The following is a 23069-nucleotide window of genomic DNA, read 5'->3' as shown; positions in this document are numbered from 1 at the left end:
CAGTCATAGAGGTCTTTTTGAGTCTTTCACCCAATAGTAGAAGACAATACCTCTCAACTACTTAGTGAAATAATTAATGTTATCTTTAGGTTAAATATCTTCAAATCGAGGGTCATCTCCTTTTGGAATGTCTGACCCAACGACCTGAGGCTCTTCTTTGATAGATTCCTTAATATCTTCTTTTTTAGAAGTTTTCTTCTCTGCTTTTTTAATATTCTCTTTTTCTTCTTTCTTTTTAAAGTTAAGAATATTCTTATCATTCTTTTTTATAGGAGAAGATACGTTTCTTCCCTTTCCTCCAACAACCTCATTCTCTAAACTTTCAACAACACCATTTAAGAAGTTAGATTCTTCATTTAATTGTTTAGAGCAGTTGAGAGTCCTATCAGCAATCTGAGAGTTCTCATGTGTTGAAGTTTGTAATTGATTCATGGCCTCTGCAATTTGAGAAACACCTTGATCCTGTTCTCGCGTAGCTGTCGATATCTCATCTGCCATAACTGCGACTTTCTTAATATCTTCTACAATACTATTTAAAGCAGAGTCACATTTTCCTGAAATGGCAATTCCCTCTTCAATCTTATTCTTTGATTTCACCATTATTTTTTCGATTCCATCCTGCGACTCTCTTACAATTTTTTCAACTGTTGAAATACTATCTGCCAGGATTCCTCCGATTTCATCTGCGGCCTTACCACTCATTTGAGCAAGATTACCAACTTCTTCAGCAACAACAGCAAAACCTTTTCCATGCTCACCAGCTCTCGCCGCTTCTACCGAAGCATTGAATGAAAGAAGTTTAGTTTGAAAAACAATATCATTTATCACTTTTGTTTTTTCTGATATTTCATTAATAACTTTTACAATGTCATTAAATTTCTTATTACTTTCAGTTGTCTGCTCTAAAATTTCTTCATTACTAGACTTTATCTCATTCATTGAATCGAGAACTTGTGAAACAATTTTCTTTCCTTCATTTGCATTATTCTCTGAACTCTTAGCGACTTCAACAGACTTCTCTGCATTTTGAGCACTCATCTTTACCATTTGAGATACTTCGTCGAGAGTTGAAGCTGTTTCTTGAATTGCCGATGCCTGATGAGTCGACATATCAGAAACTTTAGATGACATACCTTGAAGATCATCTACAAGGCCCACTGTACGGCCAAAACTCTCTTTCAATCCAGATATAACCTCAGTCAATTTCTTATATAGATTATTTGATATGAGGTAAGAAACAATAAGGCAAATAACTAACATAATACCAAACGTCCAATAGAATAGTTCTCTAAGGGTTCTAATATCTTCAAATGCAACTTTTGGATTCATCCCTACGATTACGGACCAACCAATTGAGCTAACGAACTTCTCATTTTCAATTTTTTGAAAAGCATAGAGAGATTCATTACTTCCAAAGAAAGTATTTGTAACAAGACTTCCCTTCTTTCCTTCTTTTAGCTCTTTTGAAACTTCATTATTAAAAGAAAATAAATTCTTACCAGCCTCTCTCTGTATAACATACGCTCCCTCTTTATTTCTCCCTAGAGAAGAAAGAAGATCTCCATTTGAATCAAGAATGTAAATAGAGATGTCATCTTTACCTGAAGACTTAAGAGAGTGATAGAGAGAGTCAAGTTCACTTTCAACCCACTGGTAATTTGTAAATGCAGTTAAAACTCCGAGAGGATCACCATATTCATCTTCCAATAAAGTTGTAAAGTGTGTTCCATACCTCTTATTTCCATAGGCTTTTGAAATTAATTCATCATTCTTAGGTTTTCCTAGTCTTGAACCAAAAATTTTCTTTTTAAAGTTTTGAGTTAATTTGCCACCAACGGTATCTTTGAACCATTCTTCATTAGAAAAATTATGTCCTTCAAAAACATTCGATTGAATTGCCTTACCATTTGCATTGATAGACGAACTTCCAATAAAGTTCCCTTTCATATCTGTAATAATAAGAACATCATTCATTGGGTAAAGAGTAATGATTTCATTCAAGATAAACTTCATTGTTTCTTTGTCTTCATAATTTTTAAGAGCATTATTTTTAGCAAAGGCCTGCACATTATTATACTGAGAATAGAATACTTGTGAGACTGAGTTTGAAAGAGAATCTGAGTAAAGTGAAAAGCTATCGACAATGCTTGCTCTTTGTTTTTTTAGACCTTGTTCAAATTGGAATAATACTATTAGACCAAAAAGAAATACCATTCCACCCGAAATAAATAGAAGCTTTGTCTTAAGTTGCACTTTTCTCATTTTCTTTCCTCAATTAACAATATAATATTCATTCTGATCGGTAATTATAGAAATTTAATTAAGAGATATAAAAAAAAACCCCAGGTTATCTGGGGCCTCTTTAAAAAATTAATGTTTTCTTAAGCCTGAGTTACGAAGCTGACTCAATATCACTCTTCGCCTTAAGAGTTCCACCTGTTCCACCACGAGGAGTTCTCTCTCCTTCAATAGTCTTAGGTGATTCTGTTCCTTCAATTGAAGCCTTTGTAACAATGATTTTACAAATTTTTTCATTAGATGGAACTTCATACATAACATCTAACATAGTTTGTTCAAGAATTGCTCTAAGCCCTCTCGCACCTGTCTTCTTACGAAGAGCAGTTGAAGCTACTTCTCTAAGAGCATCTTCTTCAAATTCAATTTCAATTCCATCATACTCAAAGAGCCTTTGGTATTGTTTTGTAATAGCATTCTTTGGCTCAGTTAGAATTTGAACAAGGGCCTCCTCATCTAATTCCTGAAGAAGCGCATTAACAGGAAGACGTCCAATAAACTCTGGAATAAGACCAAATTTTGATAAATCTTCCGCCTCAATTCCACCAAGTTTTTCAACCACTGATTGTTGAACTTTTTCTTCTTTTGTTACAAGTCCCATTGGACGTTTTGTAAGTCTCTTCTCGATAATTTTATCAAGACCAACAAAAGCTCCTGCAACGATAAAGAGAATATTCTTCGTATCTACCTGAATAAATTCTTGTTGTGGGTGCTTTCTTCCCCCTTTTGGAGGGACGGAAGCAACTGTTCCTTCAACGAGTTTTAGTAGTGCTTGCTGAACACCTTCACCAGAAACGTCTCTAGTAATTGAAGGGTTCTCACTCTTTCGCGCGATCTTATCGATCTCGTCAATATAGACAATTCCACGTTGAGCTCTCTCAACATCGTAATCGCAAGATTGAAGAAGATTTAAAATAATATTCTCAACATCCTCACCAACATAACCAGCTTCAGTCAAAGATGTCGCATCTGCAATTGCAAATGGAACATTTAAATACTTCGCTAGAGACTGAGCAATTAAAGTCTTTCCAGAACCTGTTGGTCCCGCTAAGAGAATATTTGATTTTGACAGCTCAACTTCGTCTTTACGACCTTTCGTTGCACTACCATGAGAAACTCTCTTATAGTGATTATGAACAGCAACAGAGATAATCTTCTTCGCTCTATCTTGTCCAATAACATAGTTATCAAGATGAAGCTTAATCTCGTGAGGCTTAGGAACATTGTCTAATGATGCTTTACTTGTAGACTTAACAGAGTCTTCATAAATAATATCATTACAAAGTTCAATACACTCATCACAAATATAGGTACCAGGACCTGCGATTAGTTTCTTAACTTCTTTTTGAGACTTTCCACAAAAGTTACATTCAAGAGTACTATTGTAGCTACCATTTTTCTTAGTCATTACGCTGGTCCTTTATCTATTTCTTTTTTTCAATTATGTGATCAATAATACCAAGCTCAATCGCTTCTGATGGAGATAGGTAATTATCTCTATCTGTTGCAGCAACAATCTTATCCATAGTCATCTCTTTAGAAGAGTGATTAATATAAATGCCATTAAGTTGATCTTTTAAATCTTGTATCTCTTTCGCTTGAATCTGAATATCTGAACACTGTCCCTGCGCTCCACCAAGAGGTTGGTGAATCATAATTCTAGAATGTGGCATTGAATATCTCTGCCCTTCAGCACCTGCAGTCAATAGAAGTGATCCCATTGAAGCAGCTAAACCCACACAGTACGTGTGAACTGGACAAGAAATATATTGCATAACATCGTAGATACCGAGTCCTGCATAAACAGATCCGCCTGGACTATTTATATAGAAATGAATTGGAGCATCTGGATCATCTGTTTCTAGAAAAAGCATTTGCGCCATTATTAAATTAGCAACAGTATCATTTACCTGTGTTCCAAGGAAAACAATCCTATCTAATAATAGTCTTGAATAAATATCGTACTGTCTTTCCCCACGCGCCGTTTGTTCGATAACAATTGGATTTGGAATGTGCATTTTGGGATTACTCATGGTTTTCTACCCTCTGTTTTATTAAGTAAATGATCGTATTCTTTAGTACTTGTCGTACTACTTCTTAAAATACTTTAATCAAAAGACTAAACTTTCGAGATTAATGGCACAATAGAAAACCTTTAACTTCTTGAGTTATTTCAATACTTTACTTGAACAAAACGATTATCATCAAAAAAGCCTTATACAGACTGATAAATACACGCTGCACTAGTTAGACGGTTTAACCTACCTAGTCTTGTAATTGCCCATATTTGGCCTTAAAGTCTTAAAAAATTATTTTTAATCGAAAAGCATAAAGGAGACTTTCATGACTACAGAAACTGTTTATCCAACATCACTAGTTGGTAAAGAAGCACCAGAATTCAAAGGTCAAGCCGTTGTAAATGGTCAGATCAAAGAAATTGCACTTTCAGACTTCAAAGGTAAGTGGAAAGTACTTTTCTTTTACCCATTAGATTTTACATTTGTTTGCCCAACAGAAATCACTGCATTCTCTGATAAAATTGAAATGTTTAAGAGCCTAAACTGTGAAGTTATCGGTTGTTCAGTTGATTCTGAATTCTCTCACCTCGCTTGGACTCAACAGCCAAGAAATAAAGGTGGACTTGGGGAAATCAACTACCCACTTCTTTCTGACTTAACTAAAGACGTAGCTAGAAGCTACGGAGTTCTTATGGACAATGCTGTGGCATTCCGTGGAACTTTTATTATTGATGACAACAACATTGTTCAACAATGTTCAATCAACAATCTATCTGTTGGTAGAAATGTTGAGGAAGTTGCTCGTCTTGTTGAAGGTTACCAATACACAGCTCAGCACGGAGAAGTTTGTCCTGCTGGTTGGAACAAAGGTGCTGACACAATGAAGCCAGATCCAACTGGTTCACAAGAGTACTTCACAAAGCTATAATTTTTTAATAAATTTTAAAAAGTTTATAAATGAAGGCCACAATCTTGTGGCCTTTCTTTTTTCAAGGGCCCGAAGATAAATGGAAATGATACTTGAATATATCCAAGCTAACGTAGCAATTGCACCTTACCTAATTTTTGGACTGCTCTTTCTCGCAGGTTTCAATATTCCAGTCTCAGAAGATGCCATGCTCTTCATTACCGCACTAATAGCAGTAAAAAATCCAGAATACACTTATCAATTATTTGCAGGTGTTTTCCTAGGCGCTTATATCAGTGATCTTATCTGCTACGCTTTTATGGGAAGATATCTTGGAAATAAGATTTTCAAATCAAAATTTCTATCTTCTATTGCCTCCCCAGAAAAAATTGAAAAAGTGAATAACTTCTACAATAAATATGGAATCATGACTCTCCTTATTGGAAGATTCATTCCCTTTGGTGTTCGAAACGCACTCTTTTTAACTGCTGGTCTTGGGAAGATGAATGCCTGGAAGTTTGCGATAAGTGATCTCATCGCCTGTACTGTCTCATGTGTCTCCTTCTTCATCCTCTATTACAACTTTGGAGAGACAGTGATTGAGTATGTTAAAAAGGGAAATATAATCATATTTTCTTTTGCTATAATTGCTGGAATAGTCTTCTTTATTAGGAAGAAAAAGAGCAGGAAAGACCTTAACACTCTATAATTACTAGCTTTTCACAAAAGTTGTGTAAATTATATAATCGCTCTGCGTTCTCATTGTTTTTACAGATTCAATCTGTCATAAAGAGTTCACAAAAATTGTGAAACTAGAAAACACTAAAAATGAGAATTGAATGACAGCAGATAACTCAAAAATTATATCTTTAAAAAACTGGAAAGAAGCCGCTCTTGAGCTAAGAGAAGAAACTTCATTTCTAAACTATCTAAAGGCATTAAGTTTCCATGATCTCATGAATGAAGCTGAGTCTGCTAGAAATGAATTGAACTCAGGTTCAATCAATAAAGAAGTTACCTTAAAATCTAAAACTATTTTAAAAGAATTTTCAAATAGATTAAAAGCTGACGGATTGAGCGCTGGAATAATCTCAATTACTGAGTCTGCTGAAAAGAAATTATCAAAGCTCAAAAGCTTCTTCTAATAGTAGAGATACTATTAAACCCTCTTTTTCGATATACATAAAAAAGGCCACTCATAAGAGTGGCCTTAGTATTTAAAATCTTTAAAATTTCAAATTAGAATTTAACTACAGCACCAACAGATAACACAGTTGCATCATTATTAGTTGCAGTACTAGTTGAATCTTTATTGTCTAATAAAGAAACAATTGTATTCATAGATACATTCTTATTGAATGCATAATCATAACCTGCAGAAATTTGAGAACTTTCTTCAGTAGCTGCTCCCACTTCTTCTTCTAATTTATAGTAAGCTACTTTTGCAGTATGCGCTGCCATAGCATAAGTAAGACCAGCAGTCATTCTAGTAGTTTCTGTTGAAGCACCTGTGAAAGGCTTAACTTCTTGCTTAGACCAACCAGCCTTGAAAGTAAGATCTCCAAAACCAAGAACTGTACCAAAGTGAAGATTAGAGTTATCAGAGTTAGAAGACATTGCCCAATGAGTATAAGAAGTTTGAAGTCTTAAGCTCATTGCATCCATTTTCTTATCAAATGATAGTAAGTGAGTTGTATAAGTTGGTTGTCCACCAGCAGAAGTCGCAGTATTTGATCTATTATCGTTCTTATCAACAGAAACTGTATACTGAACACCAGAGAATACTGGAGTTGCATACTTAATTACATCTTTTCTTGATCTATACATGAAACCAATTCCACTATCTTGACCTTCAACAAATGTAGCGTAATCAATACCAACACCAGAAGCTACCGTGCCTGTAAAAGTATCAACTTTTAATACAGCAAGTGCATCAGCTGTATAATCTTGACCCATTGTTAAAGTACCGTAGTTAGATACTAAATCAATTTTAGCAAGTCTAATTCTAAGACGTCCTGAAGAACTAGCCCCAGAGTCAGCAGCAGAAGAATTCAAACCAAGCTCTAGAGCATAGTTAGCAGTTAGAGAAGAATTGATCTCGTAAGAACCTTTCGCTCCAAGTCTTGATTCAGAGTTATCAGTATCGATAACACCAGTCATAGATTTTCTATTGGCGAAATCTTCTTGATTTACATACATGTAATTCTTCGTTAGTTTTCCGTAAATAGTTGGCATTGCCATTTCTGCTTGCGCAGTTGTTGAGATTGCTACTAGCGCAGCAAGTCCTAATACTTTTTTCATTCATCCTTCCTTGCTATAGAATTTAAAAAAGTTTTTAATTTTCAATTGTATAAGTCTATTACTTCTTTAAGAAAAATTAAAGAAAGAAAGCAATCAAAATAAAAAATTAATAAAAAATTAATGAAGAAAAAAATAATTACGAATGGAATAATTAAAGAGATTCTAGTGATTGATAATCATGGAGAACTTTCTGTCTAAGAATTGAAAGCTTTTGAGACTCATCATAGCCGAGAAGTTTTGCAATATGACGAATAAGTGAAATTCTCTCCTCATCATTTGCATGGGACTCAAATAAATTTAGAAGAAAGATTGTATTCTTAGCGAAAGTTGAAACGTAATTTTTAATAGATTGTTTAGCTGAATCGCTGGCCAAAACAAATTCACAGCCGATTCTTGTTACAAAGATTTGATCAACTTCACTCATACCTTCAAATTGCCTAACGGTTCTAGCTTTGACTCTAATAATATTCGAATCAAATTCTTCAATTTCAAGACTCTTAAGCCTTGCTGGACTTACAGAATGAAATTCAGGAAATTGTGGTAAGCAAAGCATCAGCGGAATGGCATTGATTTCAGGAACAGAAGGAAGGTTTTCAAGTAGTACTCCCCCTTCTGAGATATTCAAGGACTGCGCTCTAAAAACATAACAATCGCTCTGAAAGAGAGCGATTGTTTTTAAAGGAGATCTTAAATGTTTTCTCTTAAATTTTGCGTCGGCCATAACTTACAGAAGCTTACTAGCAACCTCTGAAAGTGCTGATCTCTCACCAACTTTAAGTGAAGTATGAGCAACAATATCTTCAGCTTTAAGTCTCTCTACACAATAAGAAAGACCATTATTAATTTCATCTAAGTAAGGACTATCAATCTGCTGTGGATCACCTGTTAAGATAATCTTCGTTCCTTCACCCGCTCTTGTAATAATAGTTTTTACTTCATGAGGAGATAAGTTCTGGGCCTCATCAACAATTAAGTACTGACCAGGAATTGAACGTCCTCTAATGTAAGTAAGGGGCTCTACATGTAAAAGTCCGTGTTCTATTAAATCATCATATGAAGAGTTTCCACCTTTATGTTGATTAAAGAGAAAATCCATATTATCAAAAATTGGTTGCATCCACGGAGCAAGTTTTTCATTCACATCCCCTGGTAGGAAACCTAAATCTTTCCCCATAGGTTGAACAGGACGAGAAACTAATAGTCTTGAATATTTCTCTTGATTAATAGTCATTTCAAGACCTGCAGCAATTGCGAGTAGAGTCTTACCTGTTCCCGCTTTCCCGACTAATGTAACAAGCTTCACATCATCATTGAGAAGAGCATCAAGAGCAAATTGCTGTTCCATATTCTTTGGGTAAATTCCCCATATCCCTTCTCTCATTGGAATAAGAGGAACGATTCCCTTCTTAGAAAGTGAATATCTTCCAAGGGCCCTTTTTCTATCATTTCCTTTTTCTTGAAGAATTAAGTATTCATTAGGATAAATATCCATTTCCTCAGCATCTTCAAAAGCAAGGTGACGATTTTTTTCAAAATCAGCGAGCTCACTTCCTTCAACTTCTAGAGTTCTATGACCGTGATAAATCTCATCAAGAGAGATATTCTTCTTTCCATAGTCTTCGGCGTCAACGCCTAAAATATCGGCCTTAAGTCTTAAGTTAATATCTTTAGTGATAAGAATTGAATCCTCACCCTCTTCTTTTAAAGCAAGAGCTGATGAGAGAATTAAGTTATCATTAATTTTTAAATCAATAACTTCGTCGTACTTGCTTTTAACTCTCTTATCTACAGAGATAATTAATTGTCCACCGTGCTCCAGAGCGACACCTTTTGAAAGTGAACCTTGCTTTCGAAGATCATCAACTAATCTTGAAAAATGTCTCGCATTTCTCCCGTTCTCATTTTGATCTTTCTTAAACCTATCCACTTCTTCAACTACAACAAGTGGAATAAAGACATTATTATCCCCAAATTGAAAAATTGCAGTTGGGTCAAAGAGAATAACGTTAGTATCTAGGACAAAAGTCTTTTTCAAAAGAAACCTCCACAAAGAGTGCCAAAAAGCCTCTTAGTTATATAAGAATGTGTATGTAATAAATGATTTTTAAGATAGGAAAATGAAATAGTCTCATCCTTGATTATTTCCATTCCCTTTAATTGTAGATAAAAGACTAAGAAGATGCAAAATAAATTAGATATCTATGTCAATATCGAAGAGATTTAGCTGAAAAACAGCTCTTTTTCCTTCGGATTCCTTATATTCTACCCCTAACTCATTGCTATAGAACCCTGCGATAAGTTTAAATGGCCAAAGCCTTACCTCTAGACCATAACTTACATAACCCTCAGAGTACCCTCCAAGTAAAGATACAAAGGGAAGATCTAACTCTAATCCAAGGTGAAGTTTTCTTGCAAAAGGCATGTAAACATTTAACGGGTGAAGATCTGCTGAGAGTGAGTAAGCCACTATTCCAAAATTCTGCTTCCAGTTTACCCCAGTATTCACAAACATTTCTTGTTCAGGAATATCAACGTCACCTGAAACTTTTCGAAACTTTGTTCCGCCAACATCGAGAATACTTGCCCCCCATGAAAGTTCACTAAAGCTAGACTTCCAAACTTGTTCAAAACCTATATCAACTCCCCACGCCTTCCCTTTTGACCAACCTAGAGCATTTCTAATATCATCAACGCTTTCAACATTACTTTCAATCTTACTAAGAAGCTCTGTTCCAAAGAGGTCGTAAACCCCAGAGAGTCCTTCTCTTTGTGTATGTTTTAGAGAAATTCCAATAGAACTTCTCATTCCTGTTTTGGCCTTTTTACCTTTACCAAAATTAAAGGCAAAGCCAGCAACAAAACCTCTATCAACTCTATAGTCTATATCCAATAAGGGATGGATTGCATTTTGCAGAAGAAGACTCGTTCTCGTCTGAGCAAAGAGGTTGAACCCAAATGTTGCCATTTTAAGTCCAGGAAAAGCTCCTGCTTGAATATAGACAGGAAAGCCTAATAAACGATCGGCTATTGCGGCTGCATCGCTCTTTGGAAAATCTTTAAAACGATCCACTTCATCTAGAGCGTTAGTCACACCTATTTGAGGATTTAGTGGCGATATTTCTACGCCTGTATTTCTTCCAAGAGCAGCAGGGTTATAGAAGAGAGTAAACTCATCATCCGCTCTCGCAGTATAAGCATCCCCTAGAAGAAGAGCTTTAGAGCTACGTCCTAAGTGAATCACCTCTTGTCCAAAAATAGGAAGAGAAGAGAGAAATATAAATAGAAGTAAAATTCTTTTCAAATTTTCTACCTATGTAGTGTTTCAAAAACTGCTGCGTAAAAATACATTATGTCTTCATCGTTTCCATCAAAGAGAGACTCACATCTTGCTTGTGATGTCGTATCAAAAATTCGTGTATCAAAGGTTGGTTTAACAGCAGTAATACCAAGTTTTGCTAACTCTACTGCCGTAGAAATATTTGCAAATTCGGAAAAGTCATCACCTGTGAACGTATCGATAAAGCTATCCAGAGTATCTACGAAATTATTAAAGAGAGTAATACCAGTACAAGCATTTTCAATATTTACTAAATCAACGCCATCAACTAACTCAGGGTGACCCTCATCAGAACCGTTAACACAAACACCAGTTGTGCCAAGAACATCTAAGAAAGCATTTACGTTAGCGTTGTAATCAAGGTAGCAAGGATTAGTACTAGTATCGTTACCTGCTCCTTTTATGCCCGTAACAAAAGAAGCATTACCAAAGTAGAAAGAAAATTTTCCAAGCTGAGTTAGTGATAAGTAGAAAGCAAAAGAATTCAACTCCATTCCCTTACTACCAAAGAGAGCGCTTCTCATGTCCGATGTCGGATTTGTTGTTAATGAAGTTCCGCCTGCGTATAGAAGTGTATCTAAAGCAAGCTTTGAATAAGTGTATGAAGCATTATCGAGTCCATCAATTTCACTAGTTGTAAAAGTACTCATCGCTCTAAGAAGTAAATCAGGATCAGAAACTTTTTCCAGATCAGTTCCAAAGAGAGTTGTAGTCTTATAACCAGACTTACATGCATATGCAGAAGCTAGCGTTTTAATAAAGGTTGGATTATTTGGCTGAGAACCTTCGCTCTCTAGAATAGTAATTGCACTGTCGCAGTCGCCTCTAGTAAGCGCAAGATTCGCCCGAAGAACTGCATTATCTACTTTCTCTTCACTCTTTCCACAAGAAAGTAGCAACAGCAATAGAGATAAAATTAAAAATGATTTATACATGAGCTTTCCTCTCGGACAAATTTGCCCGATACCGATCTATTATCTCCTAAAGAAGGTAATAGACGGTAGAGAGAAAAAAACTCTAATTAATTTAGTTTTACAAATTTGATAATTTTATCAAATGCTTCAGAAAAGAGCTCCTTTGTACTAACTAGAGATAACCTAGCAGTATTAGGGGCTCCAAAAGCTTCCCCTGGAACAATAGCTACGCCTGTTTCAGTCAAAAGCTTTTCGCATATTTGACTAGAATAGTCCGCCATATCTTCAGAGTCCTTTCTGAATTCCTCAATAATTGGAGTATTAGAAAAATCTATTAAGAAATAGAAAGCTGATTTCGTTTGATACCAGCACTGAGAAAGTTGATTTTCACGCAGCTTGTCCTGTACCACTCTTGCATTTTCACGCAAGTGAGACTTAATTGGATCCAAGTAAGTTGGTATTAAATTAAAGTTAAAACCAACAAGTGCTTTTTGAGTTAAGCTATTCGCTCCCGAAGCTGTTTGCCCCTGAAGTCTAGACATTGCAGAAACAACATCTTTAGGGCCAATACAAAAACCAATTCGAAGTCCTGTTAGCGCCATATTCTTTGAAACACCATCAACAATAATAGTTCTCTCAAGAAGAGATTTATCGTATTGATAAAAGTAAGTAGGCTTTGGATCAAAGTAACTTAATTCAAAATAAATTTCATCACTAATAATTATAACATCAGGAAACTCGAGCATTAAACTCGCAAAAGACTTCATCCACTCTTCACTATAGTGAACACCCGAAGGATTATTGGGACTGTTGATTACAATCGCTTTTGTTTTCTTATTCAGTACACTTCTAATGTCTTCAATATTTGGTTGAAAGTCATCATAAATACTAGCGCCGACAATAACAGGTTTTCCCTCATAGAGATTTATAATTTCTGGATATGAGAGCCAATAAGGAGCGAGGACAACAACTTCGTCTCCTGGGTCAATAATTGTTGCAAAGATATTTGAAAGAGAATGCTTTCCACCATTGGATACAATAACATCATGTGTGGAATTAACATCAACCGATCTTGACTCATTAAAATAAGTTAGTGCCTTTTCTCGAAGATCTTTTAAGCCTGATACTGGCGAGTATTGAAAGCTATTCAAAAAAACAAGTTCATTTCTAAGACTTTCAGTAAATTCTACAGCGGGTCTAAATGGTAGTTGTCCTGCTGTTAAGTTCCAAACTTTCTTTCCTTCACTTTCCATACTTAGTGCAAGTGAGTTTAACTTTAAAGTTATACTTTCAGAAATACCACTAACTCTCTTACTTATTTTCATTTATACCTCAGGCTTTTTTTAGCCAACTATTAATTACATTTGGAACGAATTCACTTACATCACCATCGTGCTTATAAACTTCTTTTACAAGTGATGAAGAGATATAGTAATTCTGTCCTTCCGTCATAAGAAAGACTGTTTCAATTTCAGGATAAAGTTTATTATTCATAGAGGCCATTTGAAATTCAACTTCAAAGTCTCCAGTCGGTCTTAAACCACGGATAATTGTATCTATACTTTTCTTCTTAGCATAATCAACGAGTAGCCCATCCCAAGAATCTACTTTTACTCTACTTTCATCTTTAAAATGTTCTTCCAACATCTCAGTTCTTTGCTCTACGGAGAAAAGTGGAACCTTACTCGGAGAGACTGCTATTAAAACTGTAATCTCATCAAATAAGTTTAATGCTCTTTTTAAAATATCATCATGACCATTTGTAAAAGGATCAAAAGTTCCTGCATAAACAGCTTTCTTTACCATTTAGAGCTCCATAGAATTAATTCTTACTTGGGTATTTTAACTTAGGATTACAAAATTGCCTAGCGAACGATGAGAATAAAGCTCGTTCCTTGTGAGTAACTTTTCATATCGAGAAAGAGATTTTCCAAATATTTTTTCTTAACACCTTTTTGTTCATCAGACTCAATCCAAAGCTCCCCTTGAAAGTCGACTTTTGAAATAAGATCGATACATTTGTGATAAATATCATGCAGCAAGTAAGGAGGATCTAGAAAGAGAATCACCGACTCCTTTGCTTCATCGTTCATCGTTTCATAAGTGTGCAAAAAGCTCTCAAGCCACTTTACAGCGTTTGATTTTATTAACTCCACTTCCCCCAATTCACCTGAGGCTTTGCTAATGGATTCTACATTCTTCTTAGTAAGTGCAAAAACCTTTGAGTTTGGTTCAATTAATGTTACTGACTCAGCTCCTCTTGAAAGAGCTTCGAGACCCATTGCACCCGTTCCTGCGCACAAGTCATAAAATCTATAGCCAGACATATCTTGCCTGGCATCAAATATCTTTCTTCGAAGCATTACTGAGGTTGGACGAATTAAATCACCCTTAGGAACTAAAAGGGCCTGACCTTTGGCCAAACCCCCTAATATTTTTATAGACATTTATTAAACCGTTTTATGATTATGCAGCTTTCTTTTTAGCGGCATTTCCAGAAGTGGTCAAAGGAATATTGAAGTTCACTCCCCCATCCATTGTCACAGTGCAACCGTGCTCACTAGTAATTTCAATTAGAACTCCACCCATCTCAACGCATAGTCCCTGCTCACCATCAACTTTCAAAGTTGCAGCTTCAGTTCCTATTTTGAAGTTTAAATTGAAGTTCATTGTTCCCTCTGCGGAAAAGTCCATTGCTGCACCGTCTGCTGTTGAAACTTTTCTTTCGCTTGTAGGCAAAGTAACAACGTTGTCAGCAATTTCAGCTACAACATCATCTTCCATTTCATTGATTAACTCATCGGCCATCATATCATCTTCAGAGTCTTCAAATTCTTCTAAAGAGGCTTCAGGACTTGTTGCCTCTGTTGCCATCTCCGAAGCCATTGAGGCGACTTCATTATCAATTTCATTTTGTAGGTTAGTTTTCTCAGAACTTACAACCGCTAGTTCTTCTGGAGTACGTTCACCCTCTTCGACGAATTCTTTCTCGAGACTCTCAATTTCACTCATTATATCTTTGAGTTCTGAGTCGTTAAAACTCTGCTCTGCGATCTCTTCCATTGCTTCGTCAAGTTTCGTGTCTTCCATGCTATTTCTCCTACAATTTCTAGCAATACTGCGCGTAACAATAATTTACATAGACTCATCGACCTCAGATGTAAGAAACTTTAACATTTCAGAAAACTTTATTTATTTCAATACCTTACAATAGTAATCCACTATTACTCACAAAGATAAAAATTGATTGTGAATGACTTTTTAGGCCCATTATTGTAGAAAGTCCTACCCACAATTAATAACTGAGAACTATTACAAAATGCACTACGCGAAAAGATATATATTCGGTGAAGAGAATTGAGTACTAAGTACTTCAAGGCCCAATCTTGGCTAAACTCAACACCTTCTAGAAATGGCCTGCGCCCTGAAGATTTAGAAAATACTCTTCAAGGCAGCCTTGATCTTGAGCTTCCAATGGAAGCTAGCGCGAAGAACTACGTCTTTAAACCTCAAAACTTTCTCGTTCCAGGTTGGAGCGGAGAAGGCCTATTTTCCAAGCCAGGTTTCGTTGTAAAAAAGGCGCACAAGCATTTGATCTCAGACGCGAAGTCTCAATTCAAAGAAATTATAAATAGAAATATTTCTCAGCACAAAATCATCTATAATGAATTCTCAATCTTCTTAGAGGCTAGAAAAATTGAAGGCTACCCAATTGATAGCCCAATTAAATTCTCGAACTATATCTCTAGCGCTAAAGAATTTGATGAAGTTGTAACCGAGTTCATTGACCTCTACTGCTTTCGATCAGTTATTGTTTATCTTTATAAGGCTAGATTTCTTCTCGTACTTGCAAAGAGAATGGAAATCAGCTTTGACAAAATTGATCTACACAACCCGAACTCTATTCTAAGTAGAATATTTAAAACTGGCTCTAGCTCTGAGCTAAAGTGTGAATCTTTTAAAATTCACCAATTCAGCTGGTACAGACCATCACACTTTGTTTCTGAAAGTATTAGAGAAATTAAAGAATGCTTAACTCTTATTTCAACAACCGAAATGATTAAGCTCGCGACCTATGATCTAAGTAAATTAGAGTATTCTCACTCATACTCCCATAAGTCATTTGGACTTCTAATTAATAAGCTACTTATTCATTTTCCAAAGTGGTTAGAGAATTCAAAATCAGAGAAGGCCTACCCACTCTATGGTTTACTTAACGGAAAATCCAGCGAGAGAGTTAGCGCCCTAACAACAAAGTTTGCAGGAAATAATCTCTCTTCTCTGAGTCTTTCCCATTGGATGGCCCAAGAAAATAACGTCATTCAAAACTGGAGTGAAGTCATCTGCCCAGAGTTTAAAGGCGATGAATTTTTTCAAGGCAAGTTCACTCAGATTTGCCAAGAAATACAATTTCTAACATTCTTAGTTGATCTTGCAACTTATCAAGGACACGATCTTCTTGGTCTTATCTGCAAGATCATGAATGATAAATTCACAAAGTCTAATTCAAATGATGCCGGACAGATGTCAATTTTTGGAAGTTCAGACATAAAAACAACTCGCACAACTTATGACAGAGTTGTTTTAAACCTGACAGACTTACCGAAGAAGAACCCTCATCACTTCTTAATGGGAAAAGTTTCAAATGAGTTAAAAGATCTAAATAGAGATGGATACTTATTCGTCTTTACGAATCAAAAATTCTTTGTTCCATCTCATAACGATAAAGTGGAACAGTTTTTAAAAGATGTAAGAATTGAAGCTATGTTTAACCTAGATCAACTAAATGGTCGTGGTGAGATAGCGAGCTTTCTCTATGTCTTCAAAAAGAGAAAACAATTTACACAACCAGCTTTTCTAACTCCAATTGCAAGTTCAGAAAAAGAAGCATGTTTAAGCTTTAACTGGAGTGGGAATTTAGAAATATTTAATAAATTTGAAACTTTTGTAGACGAGTTTCAAAATTTTATGGACACAAAGTCATGTGCTGCAACACCTGTCTATCAAGCAGAGCCTTGCGCTAATCTATCTTTTGACTTTCACCAAGACGCTATTCTTGATGGACTACTCTTAAGTTCTACGAGTAAAGACTCTTCGAGTATTACACACCCTAGCTTCTTTAAGAATTTAACAAAGTCATGTGTTCCTCTTGATTCATTTTTTCAAATTGAAAGTTTTGCATCTGAACAAGCTCAATCTAAGAAAGGAAATCTTACTTCAGACTTACTGGGTATTACGATAAGAAAAGAAGAGCGCTTCCCTCTTCTTCTCATTGTGAACTACACTAATCCTAAAGATATCACTCTTGAACTAACTAGCGCAGATGTCTACCAAGCAAAATTAGAAGAATACGGAATGGCCTATTTTCAATACTTCGGCCTTATTCCAAAGAGAAATGATATTAATTTAAATGTTTTTAGAGAGTATTTTAATACTCAACTTGGAAGACAAATTATTCAATTATTTTTAAATGGTGGTGACACTAAGATTAAGTCAAAGTTAAGATCTCTCTTAGTGCCTAAGTTCTTCCTTGAAAATAATCATATACCGACTCATATCTTGGATGCTTTTAAGGTATTCAATAATAGCTCAAGTGAAATTTTAAACTCTCACCCAATAGAGTTAACTGGAGCATTTGATCAGTCAGTAAACTTCTTAAATACTACTGAACAAAAGTATCCTTGGCACACTCTAGGAATGATTTCTCATTTCAAGCTTTCACTTACTAGAGCATTAGAAAAGCTCGATCATACCCCTACAGAAATTTTTAAGAATCCTGTAATTGTTGAGCAATTAGTAAGTACATCCTCTCAGAGTATTTACCCTAAGAGCGCCGATATATTTGTAAGAATGCCTCTAAAAAACCCTGCTCACATCCATCTTCCACTAACTCAAGTTGAAATTGGAACAGAGGGAGAGAATCACTACGTTGAGCTACTCTCAGGGGAAAGTATTATTATTCAACTCTATACTTCGAGTAATCTCGCCCAATTTATAAAATTCATCCTATCCTCTGCTCTAGGAATGGAAATCTCTTCTATACTTCAGAATATGAAAGTTCCATCAGCTACTAATATTGATATGATTCTTTCAAATCATTCAAGTTTAAAAGATGCACTCATTGACCTCCAAGAGAGATGCTCTAAGAGAATACTTTCAATCCTTACTACAAATATCAATTCTTAATTACTTCCCAAGAATTCGTTTTCGACTATAATAGAATTAACAATTGAGTGCGAAATGAAAACGGACATAAAGAAGATACGAAAAAATATTTACCAATATATGAAGACAAAGGCCCATGCACTTGAAGGGAATTTGTCAGAAGAGTTAATCTCTTATCAGAGAAGTCAAAATAGATACTCTAATAGAGATTTTCTTATTTCAAGTTTTCAAGCTCTTGTTAAATCACTAAAGAAGTCTAAAGTTATCTATCTTGGAGATTTTCACTCCTTTGATCAAAGTTCAAGAAACTTTCAAAGAATAATGAGACCTTTAACAAGCTCAAAGAATCCTCTTACCTTAGGTGTAGAATTTGTTCACTTTGAAAATCAAGTTCATATAGATAACTACTTAGAAAATAATATTACAGAAATTGAATTTCTTGAGAATATTCATTACTACGAATCGTGGAGATTTCCTTGGAATCAATATAAAGTCTTCTTTGATCTTGCCAGAAAAAATGGCTATAAAATCTTAGCTCTAAACTCCAATGGTACCCTTTCCAAAAGAGATAAGAGGGCCGCTGAAATTTTAAACGAGTATATAAAAAATAATCCAAAGGATAAATTACTTGTACTCTTTGGAGAATATCACATTACTCCAAGTAAACTCCCTAGGCAGGTTCTAAAGAAAATAGGCCCTAAATTTACTCAAACAATTGTGCATCAAAATCTCGATAAGGTTTACTGGAAACTTGAAGAAACAGAAATGGGGCGAAAGAAAACTCAAGTGATTGAGTTTGATGAAAATGAATTCTCCATACAGTCTTCAGCACCTTGGGTTAAATACGAAAGTATGATTTACTGGTATGAAAACCTACTCGAAGATCCTGAATTTGATATACATCAATATATGATGGAGTCTGGACTAAAGAGCTTTACAGAAAATGCTAATGACACCTTCTTATTTCTAACAGAGAAAATGACTACAGCATTAAACTTTAAAATTCCAAAATCTTCCCTAGAAGACTTTAATCTCCACGACCACCAAAAGATGAGCTTTATTTTAAAAAAGGCCGAATCTATCAAGTCTTCATCTGTTTCTAAATATTTCAAGGGTTTGGTTGTAAAAGGTCGAAGCTTTAAAGTACCTAATACCAATGACTACTACTGCTCAAACTACTCTATTAATAGGCTCTCCTATTTAGGTGGAGTACATATTTGGCACTTAAAGAGAAGTCTAGATAAATTACAGACAGTAAAGATTCTCTCTAGTAGTTCTCAAGAAAAGAAATTCACTTTCCTCGTTTATCAATTCTGCTTTGCCTACTTTTGCTCTAAGGTGATTAATCCATACCGAAAGTGTGACCTCTACGCTGATATATTTGAAAAATCAAAAATGAAGGAGAATAGCGATAGTATCTATTTAAAGAAGTGTTTAGAACTTATAGAGCACGACCAAAGAGATATAGACATAAACTATACTCTCAAAGGAATGCCTCTCGATAAGACTTATAAAATGGCAAAGATTATTGGTTATATGTTTGGAGATTTAATTTTTGATTTTCATTTTGAAAAGAACTCAAAAAAATATCAAGATATTTTAAATATTCTTTGCTCAAGGGATATTACACAAGAAAATTTTATTGAACTTAGCAAGTCCGTACTTCCTAAGAGAAAGTACAAGACTTACAAGAAGAGATTCTTCTAGAATGATTGTTGCTTAATGGCCTCTAAGATATCCCTCTTAGTTCCCGCTTGAACACTCGCCACTCTTTTACTATTAAGTTCAGCAGATTTCATCACAACTTGAACTTTTCCACCTGAAATTTTTCCGTCTCGGTAGAGATTTTCAAAAGAAATTGAACCTAGGGAGTCTTCAATAAGCTCTTTAGAGATTTGAAGAGATAGAGGCATATGTTGATCAATATCACCTAATCCATTAACTGCGGATAAGAAATCTTTTGAAAATCCCTCTCCTGTATCTACAAGATTTACGCAAACATTTGATCCAATTCTTTTAGCATCTACTGAAATTCGCCCTGTGGTACCTCCCACCTGACAATTCTTAACTGCATTCATTATAATATTATAAACAACTTGCTCAACAGCTTCATCTTCCCCTTGAACACCAAGATTTTCAGCAATGTTTAAATCAATGATTACACCTTCTGCCAGCAATTTATTACTTAGGTGATTAACAACCTTTGTAAGGGTTTGATCAAGACCAACTACAGGACCCTGATAAGTTTCCTCTATGGCTTCAGAGATAGAATTGCCTTCTGCACTTCTAACGATAGAGTCAATCGCTTCCGATTGGTTCCAGATATTATCAATTTCAACCTCTGTTACATTTCTATTTGTAACCATTGCTTGAATTTTCCCTACGGAATCTTTAGTAGGGTTAAGAGTGCTTAGTGCATGGAATTGAGAAAATAGCTTAGAGCAATAAACTAATTGATTTTGCTCGAGGGCATCTTTAATAATTGTTGCAACTTCAGAGTGAACAATAGCATCACCACTTTCAATTCTATCTCTAGCATCTTTTTCTGAATTTGAATTTCTCTGCTCAAGGCCTCTTCTTTGAGCAAAATCCCATAGAAGTAAGAGAGGTACAATAAAGCATAGACTTATTAAGAGTATTGTTAGATTACTCTTTGAAAGAGAGATACTACTCTCTTTACTCATAAGCTCTCCATCAACATTATCGTATTTCATTTCTAACTTTTCAAATCTATCGCTAAGATTGCTAAGGATGACTTCTATATCTTTTCCAGAAAATGAATTCGAGCTTTCTTCTAATCTCTCATGAAACCAATGAATGTCTGAAATAAGAGCATTAAGAGTCTGCCCTAGCTTCACAGCATTTGCAGCAAAGATTTCTTCAGCAAAACCACTAACCTCACCTAAACACTCTTCAGTAGTTTTCATAAAACCAGACTCTAAGTACATTGATGTAGAGTCTCCAATTACTTTAGCTGTGTAACTTTGATTTAATCTCGAAAAGCAAGTTGAAAGATTACTCTTTAAAGAGGAGATATCTGATATTTTAACATTCAATTTATGCTGAAAAACACCAGTCATAATAAGTAGTGCAGTAGCTCCTACTCCAATGATGGCCTTCTTACTTTTCAACCAATTTTGAACTTCGTACTTCATATTTTCCTATCCTTGGAAAAACAATTGAGGACTATTAGTAAATTAAATCCTTTAACTTATTGAAAATCTGTAGCAGTAAACAAGCTGCTACTACTATTTTTGCAAGTTGAGATTGCCGAGTCAAGGAGTGGTGAAAAATGCCTTGATATTTTAATAAACCCTATCTAAACACTTGTTATCTGGTATACATTATAAAGATGAATACGCGGTCAAAATTTCAATTCGAAAGTTATGGAACTTCACTAGCACTCTCAGTTCTTCTCAATATCCTTCTTGTGATATTGACTTCGCTCGTATTTAAAATAGACCCACGAATCCCGGAGAATTCTAATCCACTACTCGATGGTAAGCAGGTTATTAATATAAAATCTTTCAGAACTGTTGGGGTAAAAAATGGAAAGAAAAAAGATTTCTCAATGCCAACGAAGAACCCTACCAAGCAATCTTCCCCTTCAAAAAAAAGTGGTCCCAATGGAGTTAGCCTAAGTCAACTAGGTTCTGTAGCTGAAAAATCTAGCACGGAGGCAGCGAAGAGAGTCTCCCCAACCCGCTCTATTGAATATAAGAAATCTGAATCTAATTTTTCATTCACAGCTAAACCCCCTTTAAAGCAGAGACTACATAAACAGCAGCAACAGCTACAAGGCGACGTACTTAAAAATCTTGCGGCCAACCCTAGTTTTGCAAGTGCTCTTAGCAACAAAGGATTTAACGTTCAATTCGATCCACCTGAAGGAATACCTGAAGATGAACTCAATAGTGTTGAGAAGATATTCTATAGTTTTCAAAAGAGAACCTATGAGACTTACTTAAATTCATTTTTAAAAACTTACTATGGAAATTTGACGACAAACCCAGCTCTCAAAAAAGATCTCACTTCTCAAAGACATAGACTAAATGCGAGAGTTCAATTTGACCGAGAAGGAAACATCGTTTCAGTAAAGATCCTAAAGTCTTCTGAGAGTGACTCTGTCCATAAGTTATTTGAAACGACATTAGATCAAATGAGGTCAATCCCCAATCCTCCTAAAGACCTTCTAGGAAAAGATGGAAACTTTACGATCTACTACTCACTATATATTAATTAAAAATTTTCAGATAGCTCCAAACCGTTGTCACAAGACACAAGCTTAAAACAACAGGCTTACTTAAAATAGCGTCTTTGAAATCAGAAAAGAATATGAGTGCTTGTCTATTCACTTCATTCATTCTCTTTCTCTTCAGTAGATGTACTTTTCTTTTTACTTTCTCTGTAGCAAGAACGGCCTCAGAAGAGAAAATCACTTTTACTTCCTCAGTCGAAGTAACAAAAGGTATTTGCTTTAAGAAGACTTTTCGATCGTTCTTCAGTCTTAATAATTTCTTATTGCAAGTATCACAATTTTCAAAATGTCTTGAAAGAAACTCTCCAGCCAGCTCTCCATTTTCTAAAATCAATGATGCTTTATGCGAATGAGGACATCCATATTCCTCTTTACTTACTACGTCCATGTGATTAGTTGACATCTGTTGGTCTTCCTAGATATTCGTAAACAGAGTTTACTCCCATATGATACTTTTCTATGGCCACGATTCTATCAGCGCCAATGATTTCTCCAATTCTTTCCCAAGAAAAAGAAAGCTTTTCTCTAACAAAGACAACCGCTCTACTCTCCAATGAGGTTCTATAAAAAGGCCCAAAGCCATGAGGAATCGTAAAACTTCCACTTAGTTGACCAACTCTTCTCTTTGCCAATCTATAGACATGAGAATAGAGAATAGTTGTTAAACGTAACTGATCCTTTCTGAGACGTTCTTCATTTACATAGTAAATTGGAAACTTCTCTGCCACATCCTTATCAATTAAGATTAGGTCAATCGCATCTATAACTAACTGCCCAGCCTGTAAATCATCTGGTAGCAAGCTATATGCAAAAGGATAAAGTTCATTAGATTTTGTTTTAAAGAATTGTTCTAAGTGTTCGTTCATTACTAATA

21 protein-coding genes are annotated in these 23069 nt (G+C 35.3%); 6 read left to right on the top strand and 15 right to left on the bottom strand.

Annotation, left to right across the window (positions count from 1 at the left end):
• Positions 1 to 90: 90 nt before the first annotated feature.
• The 3 genes from CES88_RS07660 to CES88_RS07650 form a co-directional block, all read right to left on the bottom strand.
• A complete protein-coding gene (locus CES88_RS07660) occupies positions 91 to 2262 on the bottom strand; it encodes a methyl-accepting chemotaxis protein (RefSeq protein ID WP_290733074.1) in 2172 nt (723 codons plus the stop codon).
• A gap of 130 nt (positions 2263 to 2392) precedes the next feature.
• Positions 2393 to 3703, bottom strand: coding sequence for an ATP-dependent Clp protease ATP-binding subunit ClpX (clpX, locus tag CES88_RS07655; protein ID WP_290733072.1), 1311 nt, complete (start codon positions 3701 to 3703; stop codon positions 2393 to 2395).
• Between the two features lie 16 nt (positions 3704 to 3719).
• The gene (locus tag CES88_RS07650; RefSeq protein ID WP_290733070.1) at positions 3720 to 4328 is read right to left on the bottom strand and encodes an ATP-dependent Clp protease proteolytic subunit; all 609 of its coding nucleotides are present in this window, start codon (positions 4326 to 4328) and stop codon (positions 3720 to 3722) included.
• A 310-nt stretch (positions 4329 to 4638) separates the two neighbouring features.
• On the opposite strand from CES88_RS07650, the gene CES88_RS07645 reads away from it, so the two are divergent.
• The 3 genes from CES88_RS07645 to CES88_RS07635 all read left to right on the top strand — a co-directional run bounded on the left by CES88_RS07645 (position 4639) and on the right by CES88_RS07635 (position 6365).
• Positions 4639 to 5241 (top strand): peroxiredoxin, encoded by a 603-nt coding sequence (locus CES88_RS07645; RefSeq protein ID WP_290733068.1) that lies wholly within the window; start codon positions 4639 to 4641, stop codon positions 5239 to 5241.
• Between the two features lie 85 nt (positions 5242 to 5326).
• On the top strand, positions 5327 to 5929 hold the full coding sequence (locus CES88_RS07640; protein WP_290733066.1) for a DedA family protein: 603 nt from the start codon (positions 5327 to 5329) through the stop codon (positions 5927 to 5929).
• 130 nt (positions 5930 to 6059) lie between these two features.
• Complete coding sequence (locus CES88_RS07635; RefSeq protein ID WP_290733064.1) at positions 6060 to 6365, top strand: hypothetical protein; 306 nt, start codon at positions 6060 to 6062, stop codon at positions 6363 to 6365.
• A 94-nt stretch (positions 6366 to 6459) separates the two neighbouring features.
• On the opposite strand, the gene CES88_RS07630 is transcribed toward CES88_RS07635, so the two are convergent.
• The 9 genes from CES88_RS07630 to CES88_RS07590 form a co-directional block, all read right to left on the bottom strand.
• Positions 6460 to 7521 (bottom strand): porin, encoded by a 1062-nt coding sequence (locus CES88_RS07630; protein ID WP_290733063.1) that lies wholly within the window; start codon positions 7519 to 7521, stop codon positions 6460 to 6462.
• A gap of 151 nt (positions 7522 to 7672) precedes the next feature.
• Positions 7673 to 8242, bottom strand: coding sequence for a hypothetical protein (locus CES88_RS07625; RefSeq protein WP_290733061.1), 570 nt, complete (start codon positions 8240 to 8242; stop codon positions 7673 to 7675).
• A gap of 3 nt (positions 8243 to 8245) precedes the next feature.
• On the bottom strand, positions 8246 to 9556 hold the full coding sequence (locus CES88_RS07620; protein ID WP_290733059.1) for a PhoH family protein: 1311 nt from the start codon (positions 9554 to 9556) through the stop codon (positions 8246 to 8248).
• Between the two features lie 156 nt (positions 9557 to 9712).
• On the bottom strand, positions 9713 to 10822 hold the full coding sequence (locus tag CES88_RS07615; RefSeq protein ID WP_290733057.1) for a hypothetical protein: 1110 nt from the start codon (positions 10820 to 10822) through the stop codon (positions 9713 to 9715).
• Positions 10823 to 10827: 5 nt separating this feature from the next.
• Positions 10828 to 11793 (bottom strand): hypothetical protein, encoded by a 966-nt coding sequence (locus CES88_RS07610; RefSeq protein ID WP_290733055.1) that lies wholly within the window; start codon positions 11791 to 11793, stop codon positions 10828 to 10830.
• Between the two features lie 86 nt (positions 11794 to 11879).
• Positions 11880 to 13097, bottom strand: a complete 1218-nt coding sequence (locus CES88_RS07605) for an aminotransferase class I/II-fold pyridoxal phosphate-dependent enzyme (RefSeq protein WP_290733053.1) — start codon at positions 13095 to 13097, stop codon at positions 11880 to 11882.
• Between the two features lie 7 nt (positions 13098 to 13104).
• The gene (coaD, locus tag CES88_RS07600) at positions 13105 to 13578 is read right to left on the bottom strand and encodes a pantetheine-phosphate adenylyltransferase (protein WP_290733051.1); all 474 of its coding nucleotides are present in this window, start codon (positions 13576 to 13578) and stop codon (positions 13105 to 13107) included.
• 59 nt (positions 13579 to 13637) lie between these two features.
• On the bottom strand, positions 13638 to 14219 hold the full coding sequence (locus CES88_RS07595) for an RsmD family RNA methyltransferase (RefSeq protein ID WP_290733049.1): 582 nt from the start codon (positions 14217 to 14219) through the stop codon (positions 13638 to 13640).
• A 19-nt stretch (positions 14220 to 14238) separates the two neighbouring features.
• Positions 14239 to 14862 (bottom strand): hypothetical protein, encoded by a 624-nt coding sequence (locus CES88_RS07590; RefSeq protein ID WP_290733048.1) that lies wholly within the window; start codon positions 14860 to 14862, stop codon positions 14239 to 14241.
• Between the two features lie 267 nt (positions 14863 to 15129).
• On the opposite strand from CES88_RS07590, the gene CES88_RS07585 reads away from it, so the two are divergent.
• Together CES88_RS07585 and CES88_RS07580 are read left to right on the top strand one after the other, a co-directional pair.
• On the top strand, positions 15130 to 17958 hold the full coding sequence (locus CES88_RS07585; protein WP_290733046.1) for a hypothetical protein: 2829 nt from the start codon (positions 15130 to 15132) through the stop codon (positions 17956 to 17958).
• 54 nt (positions 17959 to 18012) lie between these two features.
• Complete coding sequence (locus tag CES88_RS07580; protein ID WP_290733044.1) at positions 18013 to 19644, top strand: ChaN family lipoprotein; 1632 nt, start codon at positions 18013 to 18015, stop codon at positions 19642 to 19644.
• Here the strand turns inward: CES88_RS07580 and CES88_RS07575 are convergent.
• Positions 19641 to 21092 (bottom strand): ATP-binding protein, encoded by a 1452-nt coding sequence (locus tag CES88_RS07575; protein WP_290733042.1) that lies wholly within the window; start codon positions 21090 to 21092, stop codon positions 19641 to 19643. The two genes, CES88_RS07580 and CES88_RS07575, sit on opposite strands and share 4 nt — an antisense overlap.
• A 197-nt stretch (positions 21093 to 21289) precedes the next feature.
• Between CES88_RS07575 and CES88_RS07570 the strand changes: the two genes are divergently transcribed.
• Positions 21290 to 22180: a TonB C-terminal domain-containing protein gene (locus CES88_RS07570; protein WP_290733040.1), complete on the top strand. Its 891-nt coding sequence runs from the start codon at positions 21290 to 21292 to the stop codon at positions 22178 to 22180.
• On the opposite strand, the gene CES88_RS07565 is transcribed toward CES88_RS07570, so the two are convergent.
• Positions 22173 to 22598, bottom strand: a complete 426-nt coding sequence (locus tag CES88_RS07565; RefSeq protein WP_290733038.1) for a hypothetical protein — start codon at positions 22596 to 22598, stop codon at positions 22173 to 22175. The two genes, CES88_RS07570 and CES88_RS07565, sit on opposite strands and share 8 nt — an antisense overlap.
• Positions 22588 to 23061: a hypothetical protein gene (locus CES88_RS07560; protein ID WP_290733036.1), complete on the bottom strand. Its 474-nt coding sequence runs from the start codon at positions 23059 to 23061 to the stop codon at positions 22588 to 22590. Before CES88_RS07560 ends, CES88_RS07565 begins: the two co-directional genes overlap by 11 nt.
• Positions 23062 to 23069 lie beyond the last annotated feature (8 nt).

The sequence above is a fragment of the Halobacteriovorax sp. JY17 genome (assembly GCF_002753895.1).
Taxonomy (GTDB): domain Bacteria; phylum Bdellovibrionota; class Bacteriovoracia; order Bacteriovoracales; family Bacteriovoracaceae; genus Halobacteriovorax.
This window is presented reverse-complemented; position numbering and strand designations above follow the sequence as displayed.

Coding starts and splice junctions, on each gene's coding strand:
- CES88_RS07650 (WP_290733070.1), bottom strand. CDS start 4,328: ATGAGTAATCCCAAAATGCACATTCCAAATCCAATTGTTATCGAACAA.
- CES88_RS07565 (WP_290733038.1), bottom strand. CDS start 22,598: ATGTCAACTAATCACATGGACGTAGTAAGTAAAGAGGAATATGGATGT.
- coaD (WP_290733051.1), bottom strand. CDS start 13,578: ATGGTAAAGAAAGCTGTTTATGCAGGAACTTTTGATCCTTTTACAAAT.
- CES88_RS07605 (WP_290733053.1), bottom strand. CDS start 13,097: ATGAAAATAAGTAAGAGAGTTAGTGGTATTTCTGAAAGTATAACTTTA.
- CES88_RS07640 (WP_290733066.1), top strand. CDS start 5,327: ATGATACTTGAATATATCCAAGCTAACGTAGCAATTGCACCTTACCTA.
- clpX (WP_290733072.1), bottom strand. CDS start 3,703: ATGACTAAGAAAAATGGTAGCTACAATAGTACTCTTGAATGTAACTTT.
- CES88_RS07575 (WP_290733042.1), bottom strand. CDS start 21,092: ATGAAGTACGAAGTTCAAAATTGGTTGAAAAGTAAGAAGGCCATCATT.
- CES88_RS07660 (WP_290733074.1), bottom strand. CDS start 2,262: ATGAGAAAAGTGCAACTTAAGACAAAGCTTCTATTTATTTCGGGTGGA.
- CES88_RS07580 (WP_290733044.1), top strand. CDS start 18,013: ATGAAAACGGACATAAAGAAGATACGAAAAAATATTTACCAATATATG.
- CES88_RS07560 (WP_290733036.1), bottom strand. CDS start 23,061: ATGAACGAACACTTAGAACAATTCTTTAAAACAAAATCTAATGAACTT.
- CES88_RS07570 (WP_290733040.1), top strand. CDS start 21,290: ATGAATACGCGGTCAAAATTTCAATTCGAAAGTTATGGAACTTCACTA.
- CES88_RS07630 (WP_290733063.1), bottom strand. CDS start 7,521: ATGAAAAAAGTATTAGGACTTGCTGCGCTAGTAGCAATCTCAACAACT.
- CES88_RS07645 (WP_290733068.1), top strand. CDS start 4,639: ATGACTACAGAAACTGTTTATCCAACATCACTAGTTGGTAAAGAAGCA.
- CES88_RS07625 (WP_290733061.1), bottom strand. CDS start 8,242: ATGGCCGACGCAAAATTTAAGAGAAAACATTTAAGATCTCCTTTAAAA.
- CES88_RS07610 (WP_290733055.1), bottom strand. CDS start 11,793: ATGTATAAATCATTTTTAATTTTATCTCTATTGCTGTTGCTACTTTCT.
- CES88_RS07595 (WP_290733049.1), bottom strand. CDS start 14,219: ATGTCTATAAAAATATTAGGGGGTTTGGCCAAAGGTCAGGCCCTTTTA.
- CES88_RS07635 (WP_290733064.1), top strand. CDS start 6,060: ATGACAGCAGATAACTCAAAAATTATATCTTTAAAAAACTGGAAAGAA.
- CES88_RS07590 (WP_290733048.1), bottom strand. CDS start 14,862: ATGGAAGACACGAAACTTGACGAAGCAATGGAAGAGATCGCAGAGCAG.